Consider the following 19,835-nt stretch of genomic DNA (forward strand, 5'->3'; position numbering starts at 1 on the left):
TACAAAGCTTACGCTACATGACCAACCCCTTCCAGCCCGGCGACGAGCAGCACCACCGCCTCACGGTAACGCCCGAGCACTTTGCCGTGCTCAACGGCCGGCTAATTCATCCCGTGCTCAGCACGTTTGCCCTGGGCCAGGCCCTGGAGTGGACCAGCCGGCAGTTTGTGGAGGCCATGCTGGAAGAAGGGGAGGAGGGCATCGGCACGCTGCTGACCGTGGAGCACCGCGGCCCGGCCTTCGAGGGCGAAACCGTAGAATTTCGGGCTATTTTTGAGCAGCTGGCTGGCCCCGAGCTGCTCTGCCGCGTAGAAGCCCGCGTAGGCCCGCGCCTGGTAGCCACCGGCCGCACCGGCCAGCGCATCGTGTCCAGTGCCAAATTGCAGGCCCGCTTCCAGGAGCTGCGCCAGCAGGCCGGCCACTAGCACAACTCAGCGCCCCAAAGGAAGGCGTAGCCAACCTCAGCGCAACCCTCAGCGAACCTCTGCGAGAACTATACCCGTGAGTAAACAAGACGACGCCCCCAAACGCATCAACATCCAGAACCGCCGGGCCCGGCACGAGTACAGCTTTCTGGCTCAGTACGATGCCGGCCTGATGCTCCAGGGCACCGAAATCAAAAGCATCCGGGAAGGAAGCGTGCAGCTCCAGGACGGCTTCTGCACCTTCCACCCCGACGGCAGCCTGTGGGCCCACAACATTACCATTGCCAAGTACACCGAAGGCACCTACAACAACCACGAGCCCACGCGGCCCCGCAAGCTGCTGCTCAACAAGCGGGAGCTGAAGCAGCTGGCTGGCAAAGCCCAGGAGCAGGGCCTCACCATCATTCCCGTGCGCTTGTTCGTCAACGACCGGGGTTTCGCCAAGCTGGAAATAGCCCTGGCCCGCGGCAAAAAGCTCTTCGACAAGCGCGAAGACCTCAAAGCCAAAGACCAGAAGCGCGAAATGGACCGGGCGAGGGAGTATTAGGAGTTAGAAAGGTGAGAAGTTGGGAAGTTAGAAAGTTGTGGAGAGTGGCGCCTTCTTGTCAGATTGCTCCTAGCTTTGCTGACGCTATGTAAGCAGGAGGAAAGTGCGCCCGAACATAGATTCCAAGGTGATTAACTTTCTAACTTCTCCACTTCTCACCTTTCTAACTTCCCTTGGAACACGGAATCTGCGCGCTGAGCGCCGTGCCGGTGCGCGCCGAGCCTTCCGATAAGGCCGAAATTGTCACGCAGCTCATCTTCGGGGAGTGCTATTCCATCCTGCTCACCCAGGGCAACTGGTACCAGGTGCGCATCGCCGCCGACCACTACGTGGGCTGGATGGATGTGAAGCAACACACGCCGGTAAGCGCCGCCTACTTCGCCGACTGGCAGGCCCAGGACCACCCCCGCACCCTGGATGTGGTGCAGGTGGTAAGCGACTCTACCACGCGGATTCCGGTGGCGCTGGGGACGCGCCTGCCCTTTTTCGACGGCATGACCTTGCGCCTGGGCGACGAGCGGCAGCTGTTCTACAACGGCTCGGCCACCAACCCCCAGAACGGCCACGGCCCCCAGGGCCCCGCCGACCAGCGCCTGCGCCTGCTCCAGAAAATGGCCCTCACCTTCCTAAAAGCGCCGTATCTGTGGGGCGGCAAAACGCTGTTCGGCATCGACTGCTCGGGCCTCACCCAGCAGCTCTACGGCCTGGTGGGCGTGCAGCTCCCGCGCGACGCTCACCAGCAGATTCATGTGGGCCAGCCGGTGCACTTCGTGGCCCAGACCCAGCCCGGCGACTTGGCCTTTTTCGACAACGCCGAGGGCCGCATCGTGCACGTGGGGCTGCTGCTGGAAGACCAGCAAATCATCCACGCCAGCGGCGAAGTCCGCATCGACCCGCTCGACCACAACGGCATCTTCCGCCGCGACTGGCAGAAGTACTCGCACAAGCTGCGCCTGATCAAGCGCCTGCTGCCGGAAGAATAAGGGTTGTTTTTTGGTTGGTGGTTACTAGTTGGTGGCTTTGTACCGAGACTTTTCTTTCGGTAAGAACATAACGTAGGCGCTAGGCGTCCTACACCATCCAACAGCTATAAACCACCAACTAGTAACCAAAAACCACCAACCGAACTAAACGGTGGGCCTATTGTTAATGCGCTTAGAATCATCTAGCTTTCTGCCAGACCCGATTCTTTCCCAAGCGTGTATGGACCAAAAAGTTCTTGTTCTAAATGGCGACTACACTGCCATTACGCTGTGTAGTGTGCAAAAAGCCTTCGTGCTGCTGTTTCTGGAAAAAGCCGAACTGATTGCCAAGTCGGAGCACGGCGTGCTGCGGACGGTGAGCAAGTCGTACCCCAAGCCGAGCATTATCCGGTTGCAGCGGTACGTGCGTGTGCCTTACAAGGGCATTGCCCTGAGCCGGCACAACATCATGAAGCGTGACCATTTCGAGTGCCAATACTGCGGCTCGACGAAAAACCTGACCCTGGACCACGTGGTGCCCCGCAGTAGGGGCGGCGAGTCGAGTTGGAGCAACCTGCTCACGGCCTGCTCCCGCTGCAACCACGCCAAGGGCCACCGGACGCCGCAAGAAGCCGGCCTCACCATCCGGCAGCAGCCCAAAAAGCCTACTCTTTCGGGTTTTCTTAAGCTCAGCGCCGGCACCCTCGACCAAAACTGGCACGCCTACCTCAACTGAAAAAACCGGCAGCCTCTCGGCTGGCCGGTTTTTTTATTGCGTACGGGCACGTCAGCCAGCAGGAATGCAACGGTTACCTCTCCGTTGTGCTCCTGTAGCGGTAACCCTTTGCATTATGAAACACCGCCTGCTCTTGCTGTGCCTGAGTCTGCTTGGCCTGTTGCACACTGCCTGTAAAAAGGAAGGTTCCGACGAAGTCCGGATTCAAGTAAAAAACGCCAGCGGCTACCGATTTGAGAGGGTGTATGTAGATACCTCGGGTGGCGAAAAAGAGTATGGCAGCCTGGCCCCCAGCCAAAAATCGGACTACGCCACATACACGGTAGCATTCAACTACGCCTACATCAAGGTGGTAGTAAACGGCCAGGAGCTAACATGGCAACCTATCGACTACGTGGGCGAAACGCCGCTCAAGCCGGGCAAGTACACCTACGTGGTGGGTGTGCAAGACCTGGCGGCCAAGCGCCTGAGCCTGACGCTGGATAAGTAGAGACTCCGCACTACGTGAAGGTGCCCCTAACAGAATCGGTATGACTCTGCTAGGGGCACTTTCACGTGGTATAAGCCGGGGCTGCTACCGGCGGGCTGAGCTTTCGGCGGTGCTTACCGCTGAAGTCACGAAAGCGGCCAGGTCCTGGTTGAGTTTGTCTTTCTCGGTGATGAACAGGCCGTGGGGGGCGCCTTCGTAGGTGATGTAGGTGGCGTGCTTTAGATAATTGCCCATCAGGTTGCCGCTGCTTTTAATGGGTACGGTTTGGTCGTTGTCGCCGTGGATAACGAGGGTAGGTACCTGAATGGCGGCCAGGTCGCGGCGGAAGTCGGTTTCGCTGAAGGCCCGCACGCAGGCTTCGGTGGCGCGGGGCGAGGCCAGCTGGCACATTGACTGCGTCCAGTCCAGCGTGGCCTGGCTGACGGGGTGGCTAACCAGCCCCACGCCGTAGAACTTCTTGCCGAAGCTGGCCAGGAAGTCGAACCGGTCTTTGCGGATATTGTCCACCATGTCGTCAAAGGTGTCTTTATCCACGCCGTCGGGGTTGTCGTCGGTTTTGAGCAAGAAGGGCGTTACGGCCGCCACAAACACCACTTTGCTCACGCGGGCCCCGCCGTGGCGGCTCATGTAGCGGGCCACTTCGCCGCCGCCCATCGAAAAACCCACCAGCGTCACGTTTTGCAGGTCCAACTCGTCCAGCACGGCTTTCAGGTCATCGGCGAAGGTATCGTAGTCGTAGCCATTCCAGGGCTTGGAGGAGTTACCGAACCCGCGGCGGGTGTAGGCCACCACGCGCATGCCGTGCTTGGGTAGCTCCGCCAGTTGGTGTTCCCACATTTCGTACGTGGCCGGCCAGCCATGAATCAGCACTACCGGAGTGCCTTGGCCTTGGTCGATATAGTGCAGGCGGATGTCTTGGCCGTTGGTGTCTTGGCCAACTTTGATGTAGCTCATAGCAGTGTGCGAAGAAGAAAGTGTGACAAGGATGAGGTACATACGGCGGGTTAAGCCCTGGGACAAGGTGAGGCCAAGATGTTGTACACGTGCCGCTAATCTGCGTCCTTTGACGGAATGAGCTTGTTTTTTGCCTTTCATCCCGCCGCGCGTGCTGCCTGCGTCCTTGGCCTGCTCCTGGCCTCCTGCCAGTCGGGTTCCTCCGATAAGCCCGCGGCCCGCGCCTTGGCCGCCCCACCGGCTGCGCCAGCCACTCCCCCCGACTCGCCCGGCACCTGGTACCGGCAGTACCGTACCCTGCTGCCCGGCTCCCCGGATAGTGTCACGGTGCACTTGCAACGCCTGGGCACCATGCCCGCCGATGAAGGCCCCGCCCCACTAAGTGGCTTTTACACCAGCGCCAACGGCCGCCCGCTAGAGCTGAGTGGCACCTTCTCGGCCGCCGCCCCCGACAGCCTCACCCTGCGCGACACCGACCCCAGCCTCGTCGATACCAACTACAACGGGCCCGTGTGGCGGCTGCGGCGCGAAGGCTCGGCCCTGGTAGGCACCCGCGCCGGCCAGCCCATCCGCCTACGCCTCGTGCCGCCCCAGGGCGGGGCGCTGGTTTCGCGCCAGTTCACCGATTCGATTCCGGCCCGGCCCAACACGCCCACCGACAGCATCTACGGCCACGTGTCGTTGCACGCCCTGGTGCCCGCGGGGCGCCCGGCCGTGGCCGCCACCCTGCTCCGCGGCCTGCGCGGCGACACACTCGATACGGCTGCGCCGCCCACCCTGGCCAGCCTGTGGCAAGAGCAGCGCCGCGCCTTTGCGGGCATGTACCAGGAAGAAGTGGGAGCGGTATTGGCCGAGTGTGCGGCCGACACCTCCGGCTATTGCCCCTCGGCCACGCTGCGCTACCAGGACCAGACCAGCATGCTGGTGCTGTGGAATGATGATAGGCTGCTGAGCGTTGGGTACTTCTCCTACCGCTACTCGGGCGGAGCCCACGGCATGTACGGCACCCGCGTGCTCAGCCTGGACCCGCGCACCGGCCGCGCCCTGCGCTACGCCGACATCTTCCGGCCCGGCTCCGAAGCTCAGCTGGAAGGCATCTTGGCCCGCTACGCCCGCCCCGCCCTGGGCCTCAAGCCCGGTGCCCCGCTCTCCGAAGCGTTATTTGAAGACACCTTGCCTGCCACTCACAACGTGTACCTGACCCGCGGCGGGGCCATGTTCGTGTACGGGCCGTATGAGGTGGCCTCATTTGCCCAGGGCGAGGTTCGGGTGTTTGTGCCACTGGAGGCGCTGCGGCCAGTGCTGAAGCCCGGTCTGCCGGTGGGTGGGGGAGAGGTAGCCAGCCGCTGAGCCGGTTGTGTCAGGCTAAGAAGGCACTGTCTGAACCTTCTTGCCATACGGTGGCTTAATAAAGAGAAAGAAGCCGGCACCACAAGGTGCTTTCAGTGTACCTGGTGTGCTGCGGACGAGCTGCAGCACCTGCCAGGTACAAAATCTTGCGCTTTCGGAGCCAACGTGCATCCGCCCTGCGGAAGACGGTACCTTTGACCGTTCTTTTCCCATTCTATGCAAGCACCCAAATTCGCGGCTTCCCGCTCGTTTCACCAGGAACTGAAGCGCCGCACCAACGCCTACTTCCAGGAAGCCGGCAAATCCACCACTGGCGGTAACGCCCTGTTCTTCAAAGCCGTACTGCTGACCTCGGCCTTCGCGGCCATCTACCTGCACCTCGTGTTCTGGACCCCGCCGGCCGCGGTAGGCGTGCTGGAAAGCGCCTTGCTGGGCCTCATCGGCGCCGCCATCGGCTTCAACGTCATGCACGACGGCGCCCACGGCTCGTTCAGCAAGCGCAAATGGGTTAATCAGTTTGCGGCCTTCACCCTCAACGTCATGGGTGGCAACTCCTTCATGTGGAACATGAAGCACAACCTCATCCACCACATGTACACCAACGTGGAAGGCGTAGACGACGACCTCGATGCCCAGCCCTGGCTGCGCCTGAGCCCGGAGCAGCCCCGCCGCCGCCTGCACCGCTTCCAGCACCTCTACTTCTGGTTTTTCTACGCCCTGCTCTTCCTGGCCTGGATTTTCTACATGGACTACCAGAAGTATTTTCGCCGCAAAATCGGTGACATGCCCCTCAAAAAAATGACAGCCACCGACCAAAGCGTGTTCTGGGGCTTCAAGGTGCTGCACCTGGGCCTGTTTGTGGCCCTGCCCATCGTCATGACCGGCTTCGTGAGCTGGCTGGTGGGCTTCCTGGTATTCATGTGCGTAGCCGGCTTCACCCTGAGCATTGTGTTTCAGCTGGCCCACACCGTGGAGCACACCGCCTTCGTGGTGCCCGATGCCACCACCCGCAAAATCGAGGACGAGTGGGCCATCCACCAGATTAAAACCACCGCCAACTTCGCCACCGACAGTAAGCTGATTAGCTGGCTGGTGGGCGGCCTCAACTTCCAGGTCGAGCACCACCTGTTCCCCACCATCTCCCACGTCCACTACCCGGCCCTGAACAAAATCATCCGCCAGGTTTGCGAGGAGTTCAACATCGAATACAACGAGTATCCCAAGATGCGCTACGCCGTAGCCTCGCACGTGGCGCACCTGCGGGAGCTAGGGCGGCGGTAAGAAAGATATTTATATCGTAGAAAAAGGCGGTTGTAGCGAAGTATATTCGCTATGGCCGCCTTTTCGTATGTTTGATAGAAAGGCATTATGTATGAAAACCATTGTATTGCAGCTTCCGGATTCAGTTTTGCTTAGTGAGCAGGAATTACAGGAGTTATTGCTTCAAAAATTGGCTGAAAAGGCAAGCGTTGGTCAACAACCTGATTCCGCAACTGTGCAGGTGCCAGCCAAGGATGCTGACGAGATTCGCCACCTCATTGGGTTGTACTATGCCGAAAAAGCGGCTAACTTGGTAGATAAATTGTGGGATGAAAATGGGTGGACGGCTGAAACTATGCACGCTTGGGTGCAGGAGCACATGCGTACTCCGTACCGTCGGGAATCGGCAGCGTGAGAATAGTCGTTGACACCAATGTGCTGCTGGCCAGTATCGGGCACCATTCACCTTACCGACGGTTGTTCAATGCCATTATGCAACGCGAAGTTGAGTTACTCGTCAGCACAAGCATCTTATTAGAGTATGAGGAAATTCTTACGGCTCGGAATAGTGCTGCAGTAGCAAGCAATGTTCTTCAGGCATTGAATAGCTTTTCGAACGTGCATCGTTACGACGTTTATTATGACTGGCGTCTCATTCACGCTGACCCCGATGATGAGAAGTTTGTGGATTGTTACGTAGCAGGGCGAGGTGATTATTTAGTCACAGATGATCATCATTTCGACGTTTTGTCTGGAATTGGTTTTCCATCTGTAAGGGTAATATCGGCACTGAGTTTTCTGCAATTACTATCCTAGCACTTCACTATTCTTCAACTTAAAGTGTATAGTTCAGAACAGAAACTCCGTATCTTTGCCGCCCCGCCAGGGTGGCGGGCCAGTACTAGCGTGCTGGAAATCAACCAACAACGCGTTTCGGAGGCGGGCCCTGCGCCGGACGTGTACACCAGGGCCAACCGCTAACTCATGGCAGAAGTAGTAGACAACTTCGACTGGGACAATGTCTCGGCTAATGCGTTCGGTGGTAACTATACCGCCGAGCAGCGCGCTGAGATGGAGCAGATGTACAGCAGCACGCTGAACACGGTCCAGGAAGAAGAAGTAATCAAAGGCACCGTGGTGGGCATCACCGACCGTGACGTCATCCTGAACATCGGCTTCAAATCCGATGGTCTGGTGCCCCTCTCCGAATTCCGCGACCTGACCGACCTCAAAGTTGGTGACGAGGTGGAGGTGTTCATCGAGGATCAGGAAGACCAGAACGGCCAGCTCATCCTGAGCCGCAAGAAGGCTAAGATTAAGCAGGCCTGGAAAGCCATCTACGATGCGCTGGAAAATGACACCGTGCTGGAAGGCGTGGTGAAGCGCCGCACCAAAGGCGGCCTCATCATGGACCTGGACGGCGTAGAAGCCTTCCTGCCCGGCTCGCAGATTGACGTGAAGCCCATCCGAGACTTCGACATCTATGTGGGCCGCCGTATGGAAGTGAAAGTGGTGAAAATCAACGCCGCTTTCGACAACGTAGTGGTGTCGCACAAAGTCCTCATCGAGAAAGATCTCGAGAAGCAGCGCGAAGCCATCCTCAACAACCTGGAGAAAGGCCAGATCCTGGAGGGCGTTATCAAGAACATGACCAACTTCGGCGTGTTCATTGACCTGGGCGGCGTCGACGGCCTGCTGCACATCACCGACATCTCGTGGGGCCGCATTGCCCACCCGAGCGAAGTGTTGCAGCTGGATCAGAAGCTCAATATCGTGGTGCTGGACTTCGACGAAGCCAAGAAGCGCATCAGCCTCGGCCTTAAGCAGCTGACCCCGCATCCGTGGGACAGCCTGCCCGCCGACATGGGCGTGGGCTCGAAGGTGAAAGGCCGCATCGTGAACGTAGCCGACTACGGCGCGTTCATGGAAATCATCCCCGGCGTGGAAGGCCTCATCCACGTATCGGAAATGAGCTGGAGCCAGCACCTGCGCAACCCCCAGGACTTCATTAAGCAGGGCGACGTAGTGGAAGCGCAGATTCTGACGCTGGACCGCGAAGACCGGAAGATGAGCCTCGGCATCAAGCAGCTGACCGAAGACCCCTGGACCCGCCAGGACTTCGGCACCAAGTACGCCGTGGGCACCCAGCACAACGGCTTGGTGCGCAACCTGACCAACTTCGGCCTGTTCGTGGAGCTGGAAGAAGGCGTGGACGGCCTCGTGCACGTGTCGGACCTGTCGTGGACCAAGAAGGTGAAGCATCCTTCGGAAGTTGTGAAGGTGGGCGACCGGCTGGACGTGGTAGTGTTGGAGCTGGACGTAGCCAATCGTCGCCTGGCCCTGGGTCACAAGCAGCTGGAAGAAAACCCCTGGGATACGTTCCAGACGGTGTTTACCTCCGGCTCGGTGCACAAGGCTACCATCACCGACAAGAACGACCGGGGCGCCGTGCTCGAACTGCCCTACGGCATCGAAGGCTTCGCCTATCCGAAGTCGCTGGTGAAGGAAGATGGCTCGCAGGCTGAAAACGGCGAAACCCTCGACTTCCGCGTGGTGGAATTCTCGAAGGATGACCGCCGCATCGTGCTGTCGCACACGGCCGTGTACAACCAGGCGCAGGAAGAAGAAAGCCGCGCTGCCAAGTTTGCGAAGAAGAAGCCCGCCGGCCAAGCTGGTGGTGCCGCTCCGCAGCAAGGCGAAGGCAAGCTGAGCGACCTGAAAAAGCCCGCTCCGGCGGAGAAGTCAACCCTCGGCGACCTGGACGCTCTGTCGGCCCTGCGCGACAAGATGATGGGCAATGAGCGCCAGGCTGGTGAGCAGAAGCTGGCCGCCAAAGCGGCTCCGGCTGCTGCCGCCCCGGCTCCCGCCGCTGCTGCCGAAGAAGCTCCCGCCGCTGACGGTGGCATCCTGGCCGCCGTAACCGGTGCTGCCTCGGCAGCCTTCGATAAAGCCAAGGAAGTAGTAGGCGACGTGGTAGAAGCCGCCTCGCACTCCGGCATCCTGGACAAAGCCAAGGAAGTGGCTGGCGACGTAGTGGACACGGTGAAAAACGCCCTGACCAGCGACGACACTGCTGACCAGAAAAACGAGGAGAAAGCCTAGGCTGACTGCTTTTTCTAGATGAATAAAAGGTCCCGGCAGCCCTGCCGGGACCTTTTTTGATGGTGCATTATAGCTTGCCAGCAGCCGTCAGCTTCTGGTACAGCCCTTGGCTTTGCAGAGCTGCGGGTTTAGGCCAGCTATAGGGCATATTCATCTTTTTCGTGCTAAGGGCAGCCGGGGGGGGCTGGAAAGCATTCTTTCATTCACGTCTCCAACAACTTACCGGCCCGGCGCCGAAAAACCGCCGTTGGCATTGGCAAAAGTCGGATTAAGGTGTAAGTTTGCATCCCCAAACCACGGTGACGTGACCGAGTGGCTAGGTAGAGGTCTGCAAAACCTCCTACAGCGGTTCGAATCCGCTCGTCACCTCTTTTTCCCTGTTTTCGGAGTGCCAGTGCCCCGGTCGATTAGCCCCGACCGGGGTTTTTGTTTGTAGGCCCAGCCAAGAGGAAGCGGGGTGATTATTGAATAGAAGCTACACCGAAAGAAGCGGCTGGGGCAGTTGAGCTTAGGCGAGCGGGAAAAACGCGCGTGGATTTCCTGCGGCATTATCCCTACATTTCATTCGCGCGTAGAAACGCGCACGCAAGCATTTTTTCTCCCACCGTCCTATGAAGATTGTTGACCTCCGCACCATGCGCGGCCCAAGCTACTGGTCCGTCAAGCATTACAAGCTGATTGTAATGAAAGTGGACCTGGGCGACTTAGCCGGTACGTGGTCGAACAGCGTGCCGGCCCTGGCTGAGCAGCTGCCGCAGCTGCTGCCCGAGCTAGGCCAGCCCCAGCCGGCCGAAGTGGGCCGTACCGCCCAGAAACACCCGCCCCTCACGGCCGAGCAGCTACTTGATGGTGAGCCGCTGGGACACGTAATTCAGCACGTGGCGCTGGCCTTGCAGCGCATGGCCGGCATGCCGGTGTACTGGGGCAAGTCGTACCCCGCGCACCAGCAGGGAGTGGAGTTTGTGGTGTTTGCCTACCAGGAGGAGCGGGCCGGCCGCGTGGCCGCCGAGGCGGCCGTGCAGCTTGTGGAAGACGTGTGCCAGGGGCGTAGCGTGAATGTAAAGCCCATCATTGATGAGCTGCACGAAATCCGGGAAGAAGAGTTTTTCGGCCCCAGCACCTATAGCATCGTAGCCGAGGCCGCCTCGCGCAATATTCCCTACATCCAGCTCAAAAACAGCAACATTATCCAGCTGGGCTACGGGGTCAACCAGAAGCGCATTTGGGCTACTACCACGTCGTATACCTCCCACGCCGGGGTGGAGGTAGCCGGTAATAAGAACCGCACCAAAGCCATGCTCCACGATGCCGGCGTGCCCGTACCCAATGGCACCACGGTGTACTCGGAAAACGGCCTGCGTGACGCCGTGGAGGAGTTGGGCTTCCCCATTGTGACCAAGCCTCTGGACGGCAACCACGGCAAGGGCGCCACCATCCGCATTATGAACTGGGAAGACGCGGTAGAAGGCCTGAAAGCTGCCCAGCACTATTCCAGAGCCGTCATCGTGGAGCAGTTTATCCAGGGCCACGACTACCGTATGCTGGTGGTAAACGGCAAGCTGATTGCGGCGGCCAAACGCACGCCGGCCGCCGTAACCGGCAACGGCGTCAGCAGCATTCAGCAGCTGATTGATGAAGTGAACAAGGACCCGCGCCGGGGCGTGGGCCACGAAAAGGTGCTGACCAGCATCAAGGCCGACCAGCACACGCTCGACATCCTGAAGCAGCACGACCTGACCCTGGACAGCGTGCTGCCCGCCGGCCAGGAAATCTACCTGAAGAGCACCGCCAACATCAGCACCGGCGGCACCGCCACCGACGTGACGGACCTCGTGCACCCCTATAACGTGCTGCTGGCCGAGCGCGTGGCTGGCATCGTGGGCCTCGACATCTGCGGCATCGACCTGCTGGCCTCCGACATTGCCATTCCGCTGAATGAGTCGCGTGGCGCCGTAATTGAGGTAAACGCGGCGCCGGGCTTCCGCATGCACATTTCGCCTACCGAAGGCCTGCCCCGCAACGTGGCCGAGCCGGTAGTGGACATGCTGTTCCCCAGGGGCACCACGGCGCGCATTCCGATTATGGCCGTGACGGGCACCAACGGTAAAACCACCACCACGCTGCTAATGGCACACATTGTGGCCACCAAAGGCTACAAAGTGGGCCATACCACCACCAACGGTATCTACATCCAGGGCGTGCAGCTGCAAAGCGGCGACTGTACGGGTGGGCAGAGCGCTGAGTTTGTGCTGAAAGACCCGACGGTGAACTTTGCGGTGCTGGAAACGGCGCGGGGCGGGATGCTTCGCTCGGGCCTGGGCTTCCACACCTGCGACGTGGCCGTGGTGACCAACGTGGCCGCCGACCACCTGGGCCTGCGCGACATCTACACGGTAGAGGAAATGGCGGCTGTGAAAGGCGTGCTGCCCCGCACCGTGCGCAAAAATGGCTGGGCCGTGCTCAACGCCGACGATGACCTGGTGTACGCCATGCGCGAAAAGGTGGACTGCAACGTGGCCCTGTTCAGCATGGATGAGCACAGCCAGCGCATCCGGGAGCATGTGGAAAACGGGGGCGTGGCGGCTGTGTACGAGGAAGGCTACATCACCATCTACAAAAACTCCTACAAGCTGCGCATCGACCGGGCCGCCGAGTTTCCGGTGACGTTCGGTGGCCGGGCCACCTTCAACATCGAAAACTGCCTGGCGGCGGCCCTGGCCTGCTACTGCTACGGCTTCGACAAGGACGACATCAAAACAGCTCTGCGCACATTCGTGCCATCGGCCACCAAGACGCCGGGCCGCATGAATGTCTACAAGTTTCCGCAGTTTGAGGTCATCGTCGATTACGCCCACAACACGGCCGGCATCGAGAAATTTGCCGAGTTCCTGAACGCCACCGAAGCCACCCACAAAGTCGGCATCGTATCAGGCCTGGGCGACCGGCGCGACGAAGACACGCTGGGTTTTGCCCGCGTCGCTGGCCGCATCTTCGACGAGGTGATTCTGCGCCAGGACCGGGACCTGCGCGGCAAAACCGCCGCCGAGCTGCGCGAAATCATGGAGCGGGGCCTGCGCCTCGATGCACCCAACCTGCCCATTACCTACATCGAAAACGAAATGGACGCCATCGACCACGCCCTGAACACCGCCCGGCCCGGCTCCGTTATCGTGCTCCTGACCGAAAACATCAAGGGCACCCTAAAGAAGCTGGACGAGTACGAGACGCTGATAGGGGCGTAAGTAGGGGCTCAGGGATTTAGTGCTTAGGGTCTTGGATGACGGCCAATTATGTAAGCCTCAACCCAACAAAAAAGCTCTGGCCAGTCTGGCCAGAGCTTTTTTGTTGGGTTCAAAATCAATAAAGACAAACGGGGGAGAACAGAACATTATCTTAAGTCCCTACTTCAGTGTAAACGTCGTTTTGCCAATCATCACACCGCCTTCGTACAGCTCCACGGTGTGCAGGCCGGTTTTGTAGGGGGCGCCTTTGGCGTACAGGAATTGCACGGGCTGGCGGGTGTTGTCGAATACGAGGTCCTGCTTGGCCGTGTAGAAGGCCTCGGCGCCGTCAATCATAAAGGTGCCGCCGCCGGTGCTCAGGTTGTAGAGGGCCGCGCCGTCGGGCTCAATCAGGCGCATCATGATTTGCTTGGTTTCCTTGGGCGTTACCTCGTTGCGGCCCAGGTTGAAGGTTACTTTGATTTTCTCGACGCGGCGGGCCTTGAACTCGTTGTCCTCGTCGTCCTTCTCTTTGTTGCGGCTGTTAACCACTCCCACCCGGATGTTTTCGGCTTGCAGGCGCGAGGCAATGCTCACCTTCTCGCTCAACTCCTGGTTGGAGCGCACCACCGTCGAAATGGTGTCGGTGAGGCGGTTCTGGCGCTCTTTCAGCGTGGTGGTTTCGGTGAACAGGGCTTCGTTGTCGGCTTTCAGCTGGGCAATTTCCTCGTCTTTCTTGCGCAGCTGAGCTTCCAGATTGGCCGCGCGCTGCTTGTAGCGGCGCTGCTCGGCAATGCTGAAGCTGCCCGCCTTAAAGGAGCGCAGCTTGAGCAGGTCGGCGTTGATTTGCGCAATCTTAGCTTCCAGCGAGTCGTTGGCTAGCCCCATAGCCTGTACTTCCTGGCTCTGGCGCTCGTAGTCCGACTTCAGTGCCTCGTACTGCTTGATCTGTTCTTCGAGCTTGGCATCCTTCACCTGCACATCGGCCTGCAGCTGCTCGTTCTGCTTGGTTTTCTGCTGGTTCATGTAGAACAGCACGCCGTTGATGCCCAGTAGCACCAGAATTAGCGCCACAATCAGCAGGATACGGTTGTTGTTCTTCGGCGCGGGGCTGTGGTCTTGTTCCATAGGAAAACAGGGTTAAGTGAGGTCCGGACAGTCCGGGACGAGATTGTACCTTTGGGGCAAAAATAACGGACTTCTGTACCCAGGCAAGCCCCAAGGTACAATGCCGCCGCATTATGTCACCAGAAGCACCCTTGGATGCCGCCTACTGGCAGCAACGCTACGCCGCCGGCCACACCGGCTGGGACGCGGGCCAGATAACGCCGCCACTCTTGAATTATTTTGTGCAGCTTGGACTTCCTGATGCCCGCCGCATTCTGATTCCGGGTGCCGGGCGGGCCTATGAAGCTGAGTATCTGCACCGTCAGGACTGGCCCAATATTTTCGTGGCCGACGTAGCGACGGCGCCGCTGCACGACCTACGCCAGCGCGTACCCGACTTCCCGGCGGAGCATCTGCTACTCGAGGATTTTTTTCAACTGGCCCCCACGCCGCCCTACGATTTGCTGGTGGAGCAGACGTTTTTTTGCGCCCTCGACCCCAGTCTGCGCCCAGCCTACGCCCGGCAGTGCGCCCAGTTGCTGCGGCCTGGTGGCACGCTCGTGGGCTTGCTCTTCGACACCGAGTTCAGCCAGCCTGGTCCGCCCTTCGGTGGGTCGCGGGAGGAGTACCGGCCTTATTTCGAGCCCTACTTTGAGTTTGTGCACTTTGACACGGCTACTAATTCCATTAAGCCCCGGCAGGGGCGGGAACTGTTCATCTGTCTGCGCCGGAAGTAAGGCTTCTTTTCTTTTTTCTCACTTGCTTGCGTACCGGCAGCTCACGCGCGGCGCAAGCTGAACCGCAGGAAAACGTAGTTAAGCGTACGCTATATGATTAATTCTCTTGCCCGCGCCCTGCCGCACTTCCGCCACACCGACTCGGGGCAGTTTTTTCTGATGGCTGGTCCCTGCGTGATTGAGGGCGAAGACATGGCCCTGCGCATTGCCGAGCAGGTACGCACCCTCTGCGACCGGCTCCAGATTCCATATATCTTCAAGGGCTCCTACCGCAAAGCCAACCGCAGCCGCCTCGACTCGTTCACCGGCATCGGCGACGAAACGGCCCTGCGCATCCTACAGAAAGTAGGCCGCGAAATCGGCGTGCCCACCGTCACCGACATCCACGAGTCGGACGAGGCAGCCTTGGCGGCCGAGTACGTGGACGTGCTGCAGATTCCGGCCTTCCTGTGCCGGCAGACGGATTTGCTGGTGGCCGCCGCTCAGACCGGCAAGGTCGTCAACATCAAGAAAGGCCAGTTTCTGAGCGGCGAGTCCATGCAGTTTGCCGTGGACAAGGTGCAGCAGTCGGGTAATGAGCACGTCATCCTCACCGACCGGGGTAACTCCTTCGGCTATTCCGACCTGGTGGTGGACTTCCGCAACCTGCCGGCCATGCGCCGCTTCGGGGTGCCCGTGGTGATGGACGTAACCCACTCCCTGCAACAGCCCAACCAGGGCAGCGGCGTCACGGGCGGCCAGCCCCAGCTCATCGAAACCATTGCCAAAGCCGCCATTGCCGTGGGTGCCGACGGCCTGTTCATTGAAACCCACCCGACGCCCGCCACGGCCAAGTCGGACGGTGCTAACATGCTGGCCCTGGACCAGTTAGAGGCTCTACTGGTTAAGCTTACACGGGTGAGGGAGGCCGTGCGCTAAGTTTAGGCGGCTGAGTTACGGTTGGTTGCATTTGGTTTCAAAACAAAGCCTATATTTGTTTCGTTGGAAGCGAAAGTAGCAGAGAGCTTCCGCCCCCTGCTACCGTTTCCGCTTAGGGGCTGAAGAGCATATATAATCCTCCTACGCCTCCCAAAGCAGCCAAAACCTTCACTACGAAGGTTGTGGTAACCCGGATGGAGCAATGAAATTGCAGCCCTTCCAGGTCGGTACGTCTCAAGCCCATAACCAAGTGGATTTGAGGGTGGCCTAAACACCCTTCTTATCCTGAAGCCCGTGTTACCGCACGGGCTTCGCTGTTTGTTAAGCAGCCGTGTTGGCGGGGTGACAACCGTACGTTATGCCAAATATACTAGTAATCGTGCGGGAGTGTTAAGCCTGCTTGCTAAAAAAAATAGTAAACATATTGGCCTCCTGCTTACTGTTCAGGTTGATAACCGCCGGGTCTGTTCCAGCAACTGGTCCAGCCAGTAGTCAAACCGCAGGGTAAAATGCTGTTTAGGTAAGTTGCGGCGAAAGAACACAAGGCCCACGTAGAACAGGTCGATGGTGAGCGTAACGTCGGGGTGCTGACGGATGGTGCGCCAAGCCCGCTCCATTTCCGAGGACCAGTGAATGTCGTCGAGCACAAACAGGCTGTGCTCGTTGCGGTGCAGGTTGAGTTGCTCGAAGTAGCGCACCGTGGGCTCGTAGCGGTGGTTGCCGTCAAAGAAAGCAAAGTCTACGGGCGCTGATAGCGCCGCCAGGGTAGGGGCGAGGGTATCGTCCAGGTTACCCTCTACCAGCTCCACATTACGGAGGCCCAGCTCCGCGAAGGTCTGGCGGGCTACGGCGGCCGTTTGGGGGCAGCCCTCGAAGGTAACAACGCGGGCCCGCGAATCGGCCGAAGCCAGGTAAGCCGTGCTCAGGCCCAGGGAAGTGCCCAGCTCCAGCACCGTGCGCGGCTGCATGAAGTTGACCAGCCGAAACAAGAGCTGCCCCAGCCGGGGCGGCTTGGCAGCCGTGCGGGCAATGTCGCGCAGGTGGCGGGTGCGGCCCGCGCCGGTGTGGGAGCCCGCCCCAAAATCCCTTACCGTAATCGTGGTGTCGTCGGTGAGCAGCTGCTGGCGCCGGGCTTCCACAGCTTCGTAGGCCGCAAAATGGCCGTCGTGGTGGATGACGTGGGCGTACAACCCGAACACAAAGGGCGAGTGCAGCCCGTGAGCGTTGCCCGAGCGCCACAAAAAGCGCAGGTAGCTGAGAAGTTGGAAAAGCAAAACGGGCGCAGCTTGAGTAGAAAAGCGCAACGAAGATAGATGGAGCGCGAATTATAAAGCTCGCGCTACGCTACGGCTGGCTACAAACGTATCTTCGTTGGCCTGCGGCTCGTGCTACACCATAAAAAAGGCCACCCCAGCACGAAGCCAGGGCGGCCAAAACCTAATCACAAGCCAGCTTAGTTCAGCCGATACGGCACCACCAGCGTGAATTCCGGAATCTCAACGGCAAACTCGCTGCCATCCATGAGGCGCTCCATCTGGTAGGAGCCGCGCATCTTGCCCAGGCCCGACTTGAGGTTGCAGCCCGATACGTACTGGTGCGACTCGCCGGGCTCCAGCACGGGCTGCTGGCCCACTACGCCTTCGCCTTCCACTTCGCGCACCACGCCGTTGGCATCGTAGATGTACCAATGGCGCCGCAACAGCTTCACGGTAAACTCGCTATTGTTGCGGATATCAATTTTGTATGCAAAGACGTAATGCTCCTGGCCCGGACTCGAGTAGTCGGGCAGGTAGTTGGTGGTAACGCTGACGGTTACGCCCTGTGTCGTGGTTGTGTTCATGGCTCCTGGGTGTCCGGGTAGGGGAAAGCTAACAGCCGTATGCAGAATTTGGTTTATCTACGCAGCTGGCTTGCGTAAAGCCTTACCAACCCGAATAAAAAAATCCTGTCCTGTATGTCGGTAAAGATAGAAGAAAGCTGGCGCAAGGTACTAGCCGCCGAATTTGAAAAACCCTATTTCCAACACCTCATTGCCTTCGTAAAAGGCGAGTACGCTACGGCCACCGTCTACCCACCGGGCCCGCAGATTTTTCACGCCTTCGAGGCCTGCCCTTTCGAGCAAACCAAGGTGGTGATTCTGGGCCAAGACCCCTACCACGGCAAAGGACAAGCGCACGGGCTGAGCTTCTCGGTGGCCGAGGGGGTCCGGACGCCGCCTTCTTTGCAAAACATCTTCAAGGAGCTGCAAAGCGACCTGCCCGGCACGCCGCCTGCGCCCAACGGCAACCTCGACCGGTGGGCCCGGCAGGGGGTGCTGCTGCTCAACGCCACGCTCACCGTGCGGGCCGGGGAGCCCGGCAGCCACCAGAAGAAGGGCTGGGAGCAGTTCACCGACGTGGTAATTCAGAAAGTATCGGAGCAGAAAGAGCACGTGGTATTCATCCTCTGGGGCGCCTACGCCCAGAAGAAGGTGGAGCTGATTGACACCCGCAAGCACCTCGTGCTCAAAGCCGCCCACCCCTCACCCTACGCCGCCGACCGAGGTTTCTTCGGCTCCCGCCCCTTTAGCCAAACCAACGCGTATCTAGAGCAGCACGGCCTGGAGCCAATTCAGTGGTGAGTCGCGGATTGACGCGGATTAAGTTGATTTCGGATACGGCAGCAGTTGTCGGCACTGTTTTAAAGCGCGAAAGCGAGCTTGCGTAATGCAAGCTCGCTTTCGTTATAATCGTCAGCAAAATCCACGAATTCCAGTGAATCCGTGATTTAATGCACTAGATTGAACAGGCGGTTCCAGCGGATTTTCTGCAGAAACGAAGCATGCGGGTCCACCGACAGCCAGATGAGGACAGCTTTGCCTACAATGTGGTCCTCGGGCACGAAGCCCCAGAAGCGCGAGTCGAGGGAGTTGTGGCGGTTGTCGCCCATCATAAAGTAGTAGTTCTGCTTGAAGGTGTAGCTCTTCAGCGGCTGCCCGTTCTGCAGAATCTGCCCGGTGGTGGCGTCTACGCTCATGCCTTCGTTGTGCTCGTAGCGCAGAATGATTTTCTGGTAGATGGGCGAATTCTGAGGCGTGAGCTGCACAGTCTGGCCTTCTTTGGGAATGGGCAGGGGACCGTAGTTGTCCTTGTTCCAGGCGGGGAAAGGCGGGTTGGCCAGGGCCTGGCTGTAGGGCGAGTCGGGGTTGTTGGGGAACACCTCCTCAGGCTGACTGGCGGGCGTTTTCAGGTCCACGATTCCCTTCACGTAGGGCTGCTGCTTGAAGTAGTCGTAGGCCGCCTGGGTCATGTGCACGGTGTAGCCCAGGCCGTACTGCTGCGTTTGGATGGGGGAAGGCAGGCCGTCGGGCGTGTCGTAGTTGACTACCCCGAGCCGCCTAAAGGCAGCCAGCAGGTCGTCGTTGGGCTGGGGCACTTGCAGGAAGTAGCTGCTCTGCATACCCGGCGTGTTGGGTGCCGGCTGGCCGTTGATGTACACCTGGCCCTGCTTAACTTCGAGCACGTCGCCGGCCAGACCAATGCACCGCTTGATGTAGTTGGTGCGCAGGTCGGCGGGGTGCTCGGCCTCGAAGGGCACGTTGAACACCACCACGTCGTTGTGCTTGATTTCCGAAAAGCCCGGCAGGCGGTAGCTGGGCAGCTGGATAGCGTCGGAGTAGCTTTTCAGGCTGGTTCCCCACAGGGTTTGATGGGTAAGGGGCACTTGCAAAGGCGTTTGCGGGGTGCGCGGGCCGTAGTGCAGCTTGCTTACAAACAGATAGTCGCCCACCAGCAGGGAGTTTTCCATGGAGGGCGTGGGGATGGTGTAGGCCTCGAAAGTGGCCCAGCGGATAAGCGTGGCCGCCACTACTGCAAACAGAATAGCGTCGCCCCACTCCCGAAACACGCTCTTGGGTTTCTTGGGCGGGCCGCCGGCCGGCGTAGCCGTCGGCTTTTGGTTTTCAAGGTATTTCTCCCAGGACTGAACAGCCATAAATAAATGGGCTAGAAAGTACGTAGCCGGCAGCTGCCGGCCGTCTTCCAGCTT

19 protein-coding genes and 1 tRNA gene are annotated in these 19,835 nt (G+C 59.4%); 15 read left to right on the forward strand and 5 right to left on the reverse strand.

The genetic code is table 11. From position 1 onward, the window contains the following. Positions 1–17: 17 nt before the first annotated feature. From OIS53_RS00605 to OIS53_RS00625, 5 genes are all read left to right on the forward strand, one after another. On the forward strand, positions 18–425 hold the full coding sequence (locus tag OIS53_RS00605) for a thioesterase family protein (protein ID WP_264680447.1): 408 nt from the start codon (positions 18–20) through the stop codon (positions 423–425). A gap of 76 nt (positions 426–501) precedes the next feature. After that, on the forward strand, positions 502–972 hold the full coding sequence (gene smpB, locus OIS53_RS00610) for an SsrA-binding protein SmpB (RefSeq protein ID WP_264680448.1): 471 nt from the start codon (positions 502–504) through the stop codon (positions 970–972). Positions 973–1,145: 173 nt separating this feature from the next. Then, positions 1,146–1,955 carry a C40 family peptidase gene (locus OIS53_RS00615; RefSeq protein ID WP_264680449.1) on the forward strand — a complete coding sequence of 270 codons (810 nt, stop codon included), beginning with the start codon at positions 1,146–1,148 and terminating at the stop codon, positions 1,953–1,955. Between the two features lie 220 nt (positions 1,956–2,175). Continuing rightward, the gene (locus OIS53_RS00620) at positions 2,176–2,670 is read left to right on the forward strand and encodes an HNH endonuclease (protein WP_264680450.1); all 495 of its coding nucleotides are present in this window, start codon (positions 2,176–2,178) and stop codon (positions 2,668–2,670) included. A 115-nt stretch (positions 2,671–2,785) separates the two neighbouring features. After that, complete coding sequence (locus OIS53_RS00625) at positions 2,786–3,160, forward strand: hypothetical protein (protein WP_264680451.1); 375 nt, start codon at positions 2,786–2,788, stop codon at positions 3,158–3,160. Positions 3,161–3,244: 84 nt separating this feature from the next. Here the strand turns inward: OIS53_RS00625 and OIS53_RS00630 are convergent, their stop codons facing one another. Then, complete coding sequence (locus OIS53_RS00630; RefSeq protein WP_264680452.1) at positions 3,245–4,114, reverse strand: alpha/beta fold hydrolase; 870 nt, start codon at positions 4,112–4,114, stop codon at positions 3,245–3,247. A gap of 117 nt (positions 4,115–4,231) precedes the next feature. On the opposite strand from OIS53_RS00630, the gene OIS53_RS00635 reads away from it, so the two are divergent. From OIS53_RS00635 to cphA, 7 genes are all read left to right on the forward strand, one after another. Further along, entirely contained in the window at positions 4,232–5,464 is a 1,233-nt protein-coding gene (locus OIS53_RS00635) for a DUF3298 and DUF4163 domain-containing protein (RefSeq protein WP_264680453.1), read from the forward strand. A gap of 216 nt (positions 5,465–5,680) precedes the next feature. Next, a complete protein-coding gene (locus OIS53_RS00640) occupies positions 5,681–6,745 on the forward strand; it encodes a fatty acid desaturase family protein (protein ID WP_264680454.1) in 1,065 nt (354 codons plus the stop codon). Between the two features lie 91 nt (positions 6,746–6,836). Further along, positions 6,837–7,139: a hypothetical protein gene (locus OIS53_RS00645; RefSeq protein WP_264680455.1), complete on the forward strand. Its 303-nt coding sequence runs from the start codon at positions 6,837–6,839 to the stop codon at positions 7,137–7,139. Further along, positions 7,136–7,540: a putative toxin-antitoxin system toxin component, PIN family gene (locus OIS53_RS00650; RefSeq protein ID WP_264680456.1), complete on the forward strand. Its 405-nt coding sequence runs from the start codon at positions 7,136–7,138 to the stop codon at positions 7,538–7,540. Before OIS53_RS00645 ends, OIS53_RS00650 begins: the two co-directional genes overlap by 4 nt. 168 nt (positions 7,541–7,708) lie before the next feature. Continuing rightward, positions 7,709–9,826, forward strand: coding sequence for a 30S ribosomal protein S1 (gene rpsA, locus OIS53_RS00655; protein WP_264680457.1), 2,118 nt, complete (start codon positions 7,709–7,711; stop codon positions 9,824–9,826). Positions 9,827–10,124: 298 nt separating this feature from the next. Next, positions 10,125–10,195, forward strand: a tRNA-Cys gene (locus OIS53_RS00660). 242 nt (positions 10,196–10,437) lie between these two features. Beyond that, entirely contained in the window at positions 10,438–13,068 is a 2,631-nt protein-coding gene (gene cphA / locus OIS53_RS00665) for a cyanophycin synthetase (protein ID WP_264680458.1), read from the forward strand. A gap of 159 nt (positions 13,069–13,227) precedes the next feature. Here cphA and OIS53_RS00670 read toward each other — a convergent pair whose 3' ends face one another. Then, positions 13,228–14,175 (reverse strand): hypothetical protein, encoded by a 948-nt coding sequence (locus OIS53_RS00670; RefSeq protein ID WP_264680459.1) that lies wholly within the window; start codon positions 14,173–14,175, stop codon positions 13,228–13,230. A 113-nt stretch (positions 14,176–14,288) separates the two neighbouring features. On the opposite strand from OIS53_RS00670, the gene OIS53_RS00675 reads away from it, so the two are divergent. Beyond that, positions 14,289–14,891 (forward strand): TPMT family class I SAM-dependent methyltransferase, encoded by a 603-nt coding sequence (locus OIS53_RS00675; RefSeq protein ID WP_264680460.1) that lies wholly within the window; start codon positions 14,289–14,291, stop codon positions 14,889–14,891. 93 nt (positions 14,892–14,984) lie between these two features. Beyond that, positions 14,985–15,809 (forward strand): 3-deoxy-8-phosphooctulonate synthase, encoded by an 825-nt coding sequence (gene kdsA, locus OIS53_RS00680; protein ID WP_264680461.1) that lies wholly within the window; start codon positions 14,985–14,987, stop codon positions 15,807–15,809. Between the two features lie 443 nt (positions 15,810–16,252). Here the strand turns inward: kdsA and OIS53_RS00685 are convergent, their stop codons facing one another. Together OIS53_RS00685 and apaG are read right to left on the reverse strand one after the other, a co-directional pair. Beyond that, positions 16,253–17,083 (reverse strand): O-methyltransferase, encoded by an 831-nt coding sequence (locus tag OIS53_RS00685; protein WP_264680462.1) that lies wholly within the window; start codon positions 17,081–17,083, stop codon positions 16,253–16,255. 179 nt (positions 17,084–17,262) lie between these two features. Next, on the reverse strand, positions 17,263–17,649 hold the full coding sequence (gene apaG / locus OIS53_RS00690) for a Co2+/Mg2+ efflux protein ApaG (protein ID WP_264680463.1): 387 nt from the start codon (positions 17,647–17,649) through the stop codon (positions 17,263–17,265). A 114-nt stretch (positions 17,650–17,763) separates the two neighbouring features. Here apaG and OIS53_RS00695 point away from each other — a divergent pair, with 114 nt between their 5' ends. Further along, positions 17,764–18,429, forward strand: a complete 666-nt coding sequence (locus OIS53_RS00695) for a uracil-DNA glycosylase (RefSeq protein ID WP_264680464.1) — start codon at positions 17,764–17,766, stop codon at positions 18,427–18,429. A gap of 146 nt (positions 18,430–18,575) precedes the next feature. On the opposite strand, the gene lepB is transcribed toward OIS53_RS00695, so the two are convergent. After that, positions 18,576–19,781 carry a signal peptidase I gene (gene lepB, locus OIS53_RS00700; RefSeq protein ID WP_264680465.1) on the reverse strand — a complete coding sequence of 402 codons (1,206 nt, stop codon included), beginning with the start codon at positions 19,779–19,781 and terminating at the stop codon, positions 18,576–18,578. Between the last annotated feature and the right edge of the window lie 54 nt (positions 19,782–19,835).

The organism is Hymenobacter sp. YIM 151500-1 (assembly GCF_025979885.1).
In the GTDB taxonomy this organism is placed as follows: Bacteria; Bacteroidota; Bacteroidia; order Cytophagales; family Hymenobacteraceae; genus Hymenobacter.

Bases quoted from the DNA above. Each gene is read 5' to 3' on its own strand.
- OIS53_RS00675 (WP_264680460.1), top strand. From the start codon at position 14,289: ATGTCACCAGAAGCACCCTTGGATGCCGCCTACTGGCAGCAACGCTAC.
- OIS53_RS00620 (WP_264680450.1), top strand. From the start codon at position 2,176: ATGGACCAAAAAGTTCTTGTTCTAAATGGCGACTACACTGCCATTACG.
- OIS53_RS00625 (WP_264680451.1), top strand. From the start codon at position 2,786: ATGAAACACCGCCTGCTCTTGCTGTGCCTGAGTCTGCTTGGCCTGTTG.
- cphA (WP_264680458.1), top strand. From the start codon at position 10,438: ATGAAGATTGTTGACCTCCGCACCATGCGCGGCCCAAGCTACTGGTCC.
- OIS53_RS00640 (WP_264680454.1), top strand. From the start codon at position 5,681: ATGCAAGCACCCAAATTCGCGGCTTCCCGCTCGTTTCACCAGGAACTG.
- OIS53_RS00635 (WP_264680453.1), top strand. From the start codon at position 4,232: ATGAGCTTGTTTTTTGCCTTTCATCCCGCCGCGCGTGCTGCCTGCGTC.
- OIS53_RS00630 (WP_264680452.1), bottom strand. From the start codon at position 4,114: ATGAGCTACATCAAAGTTGGCCAAGACACCAACGGCCAAGACATCCGC.
- apaG (WP_264680463.1), bottom strand. From the start codon at position 17,649: ATGAACACAACCACGACACAGGGCGTAACCGTCAGCGTTACCACCAAC.
- rpsA (WP_264680457.1), top strand. From the start codon at position 7,709: ATGGCAGAAGTAGTAGACAACTTCGACTGGGACAATGTCTCGGCTAAT.
- kdsA (WP_264680461.1), top strand. From the start codon at position 14,985: ATGATTAATTCTCTTGCCCGCGCCCTGCCGCACTTCCGCCACACCGAC.
- OIS53_RS00695 (WP_264680464.1), top strand. From the start codon at position 17,764: ATGTCGGTAAAGATAGAAGAAAGCTGGCGCAAGGTACTAGCCGCCGAA.
- OIS53_RS00605 (WP_264680447.1), top strand. From the start codon at position 18: ATGACCAACCCCTTCCAGCCCGGCGACGAGCAGCACCACCGCCTCACG.
- OIS53_RS00645 (WP_264680455.1), top strand. From the start codon at position 6,837: ATGAAAACCATTGTATTGCAGCTTCCGGATTCAGTTTTGCTTAGTGAG.
- OIS53_RS00670 (WP_264680459.1), bottom strand. From the start codon at position 14,175: ATGGAACAAGACCACAGCCCCGCGCCGAAGAACAACAACCGTATCCTG.
- lepB (WP_264680465.1), bottom strand. From the start codon at position 19,781: ATGGCTGTTCAGTCCTGGGAGAAATACCTTGAAAACCAAAAGCCGACG.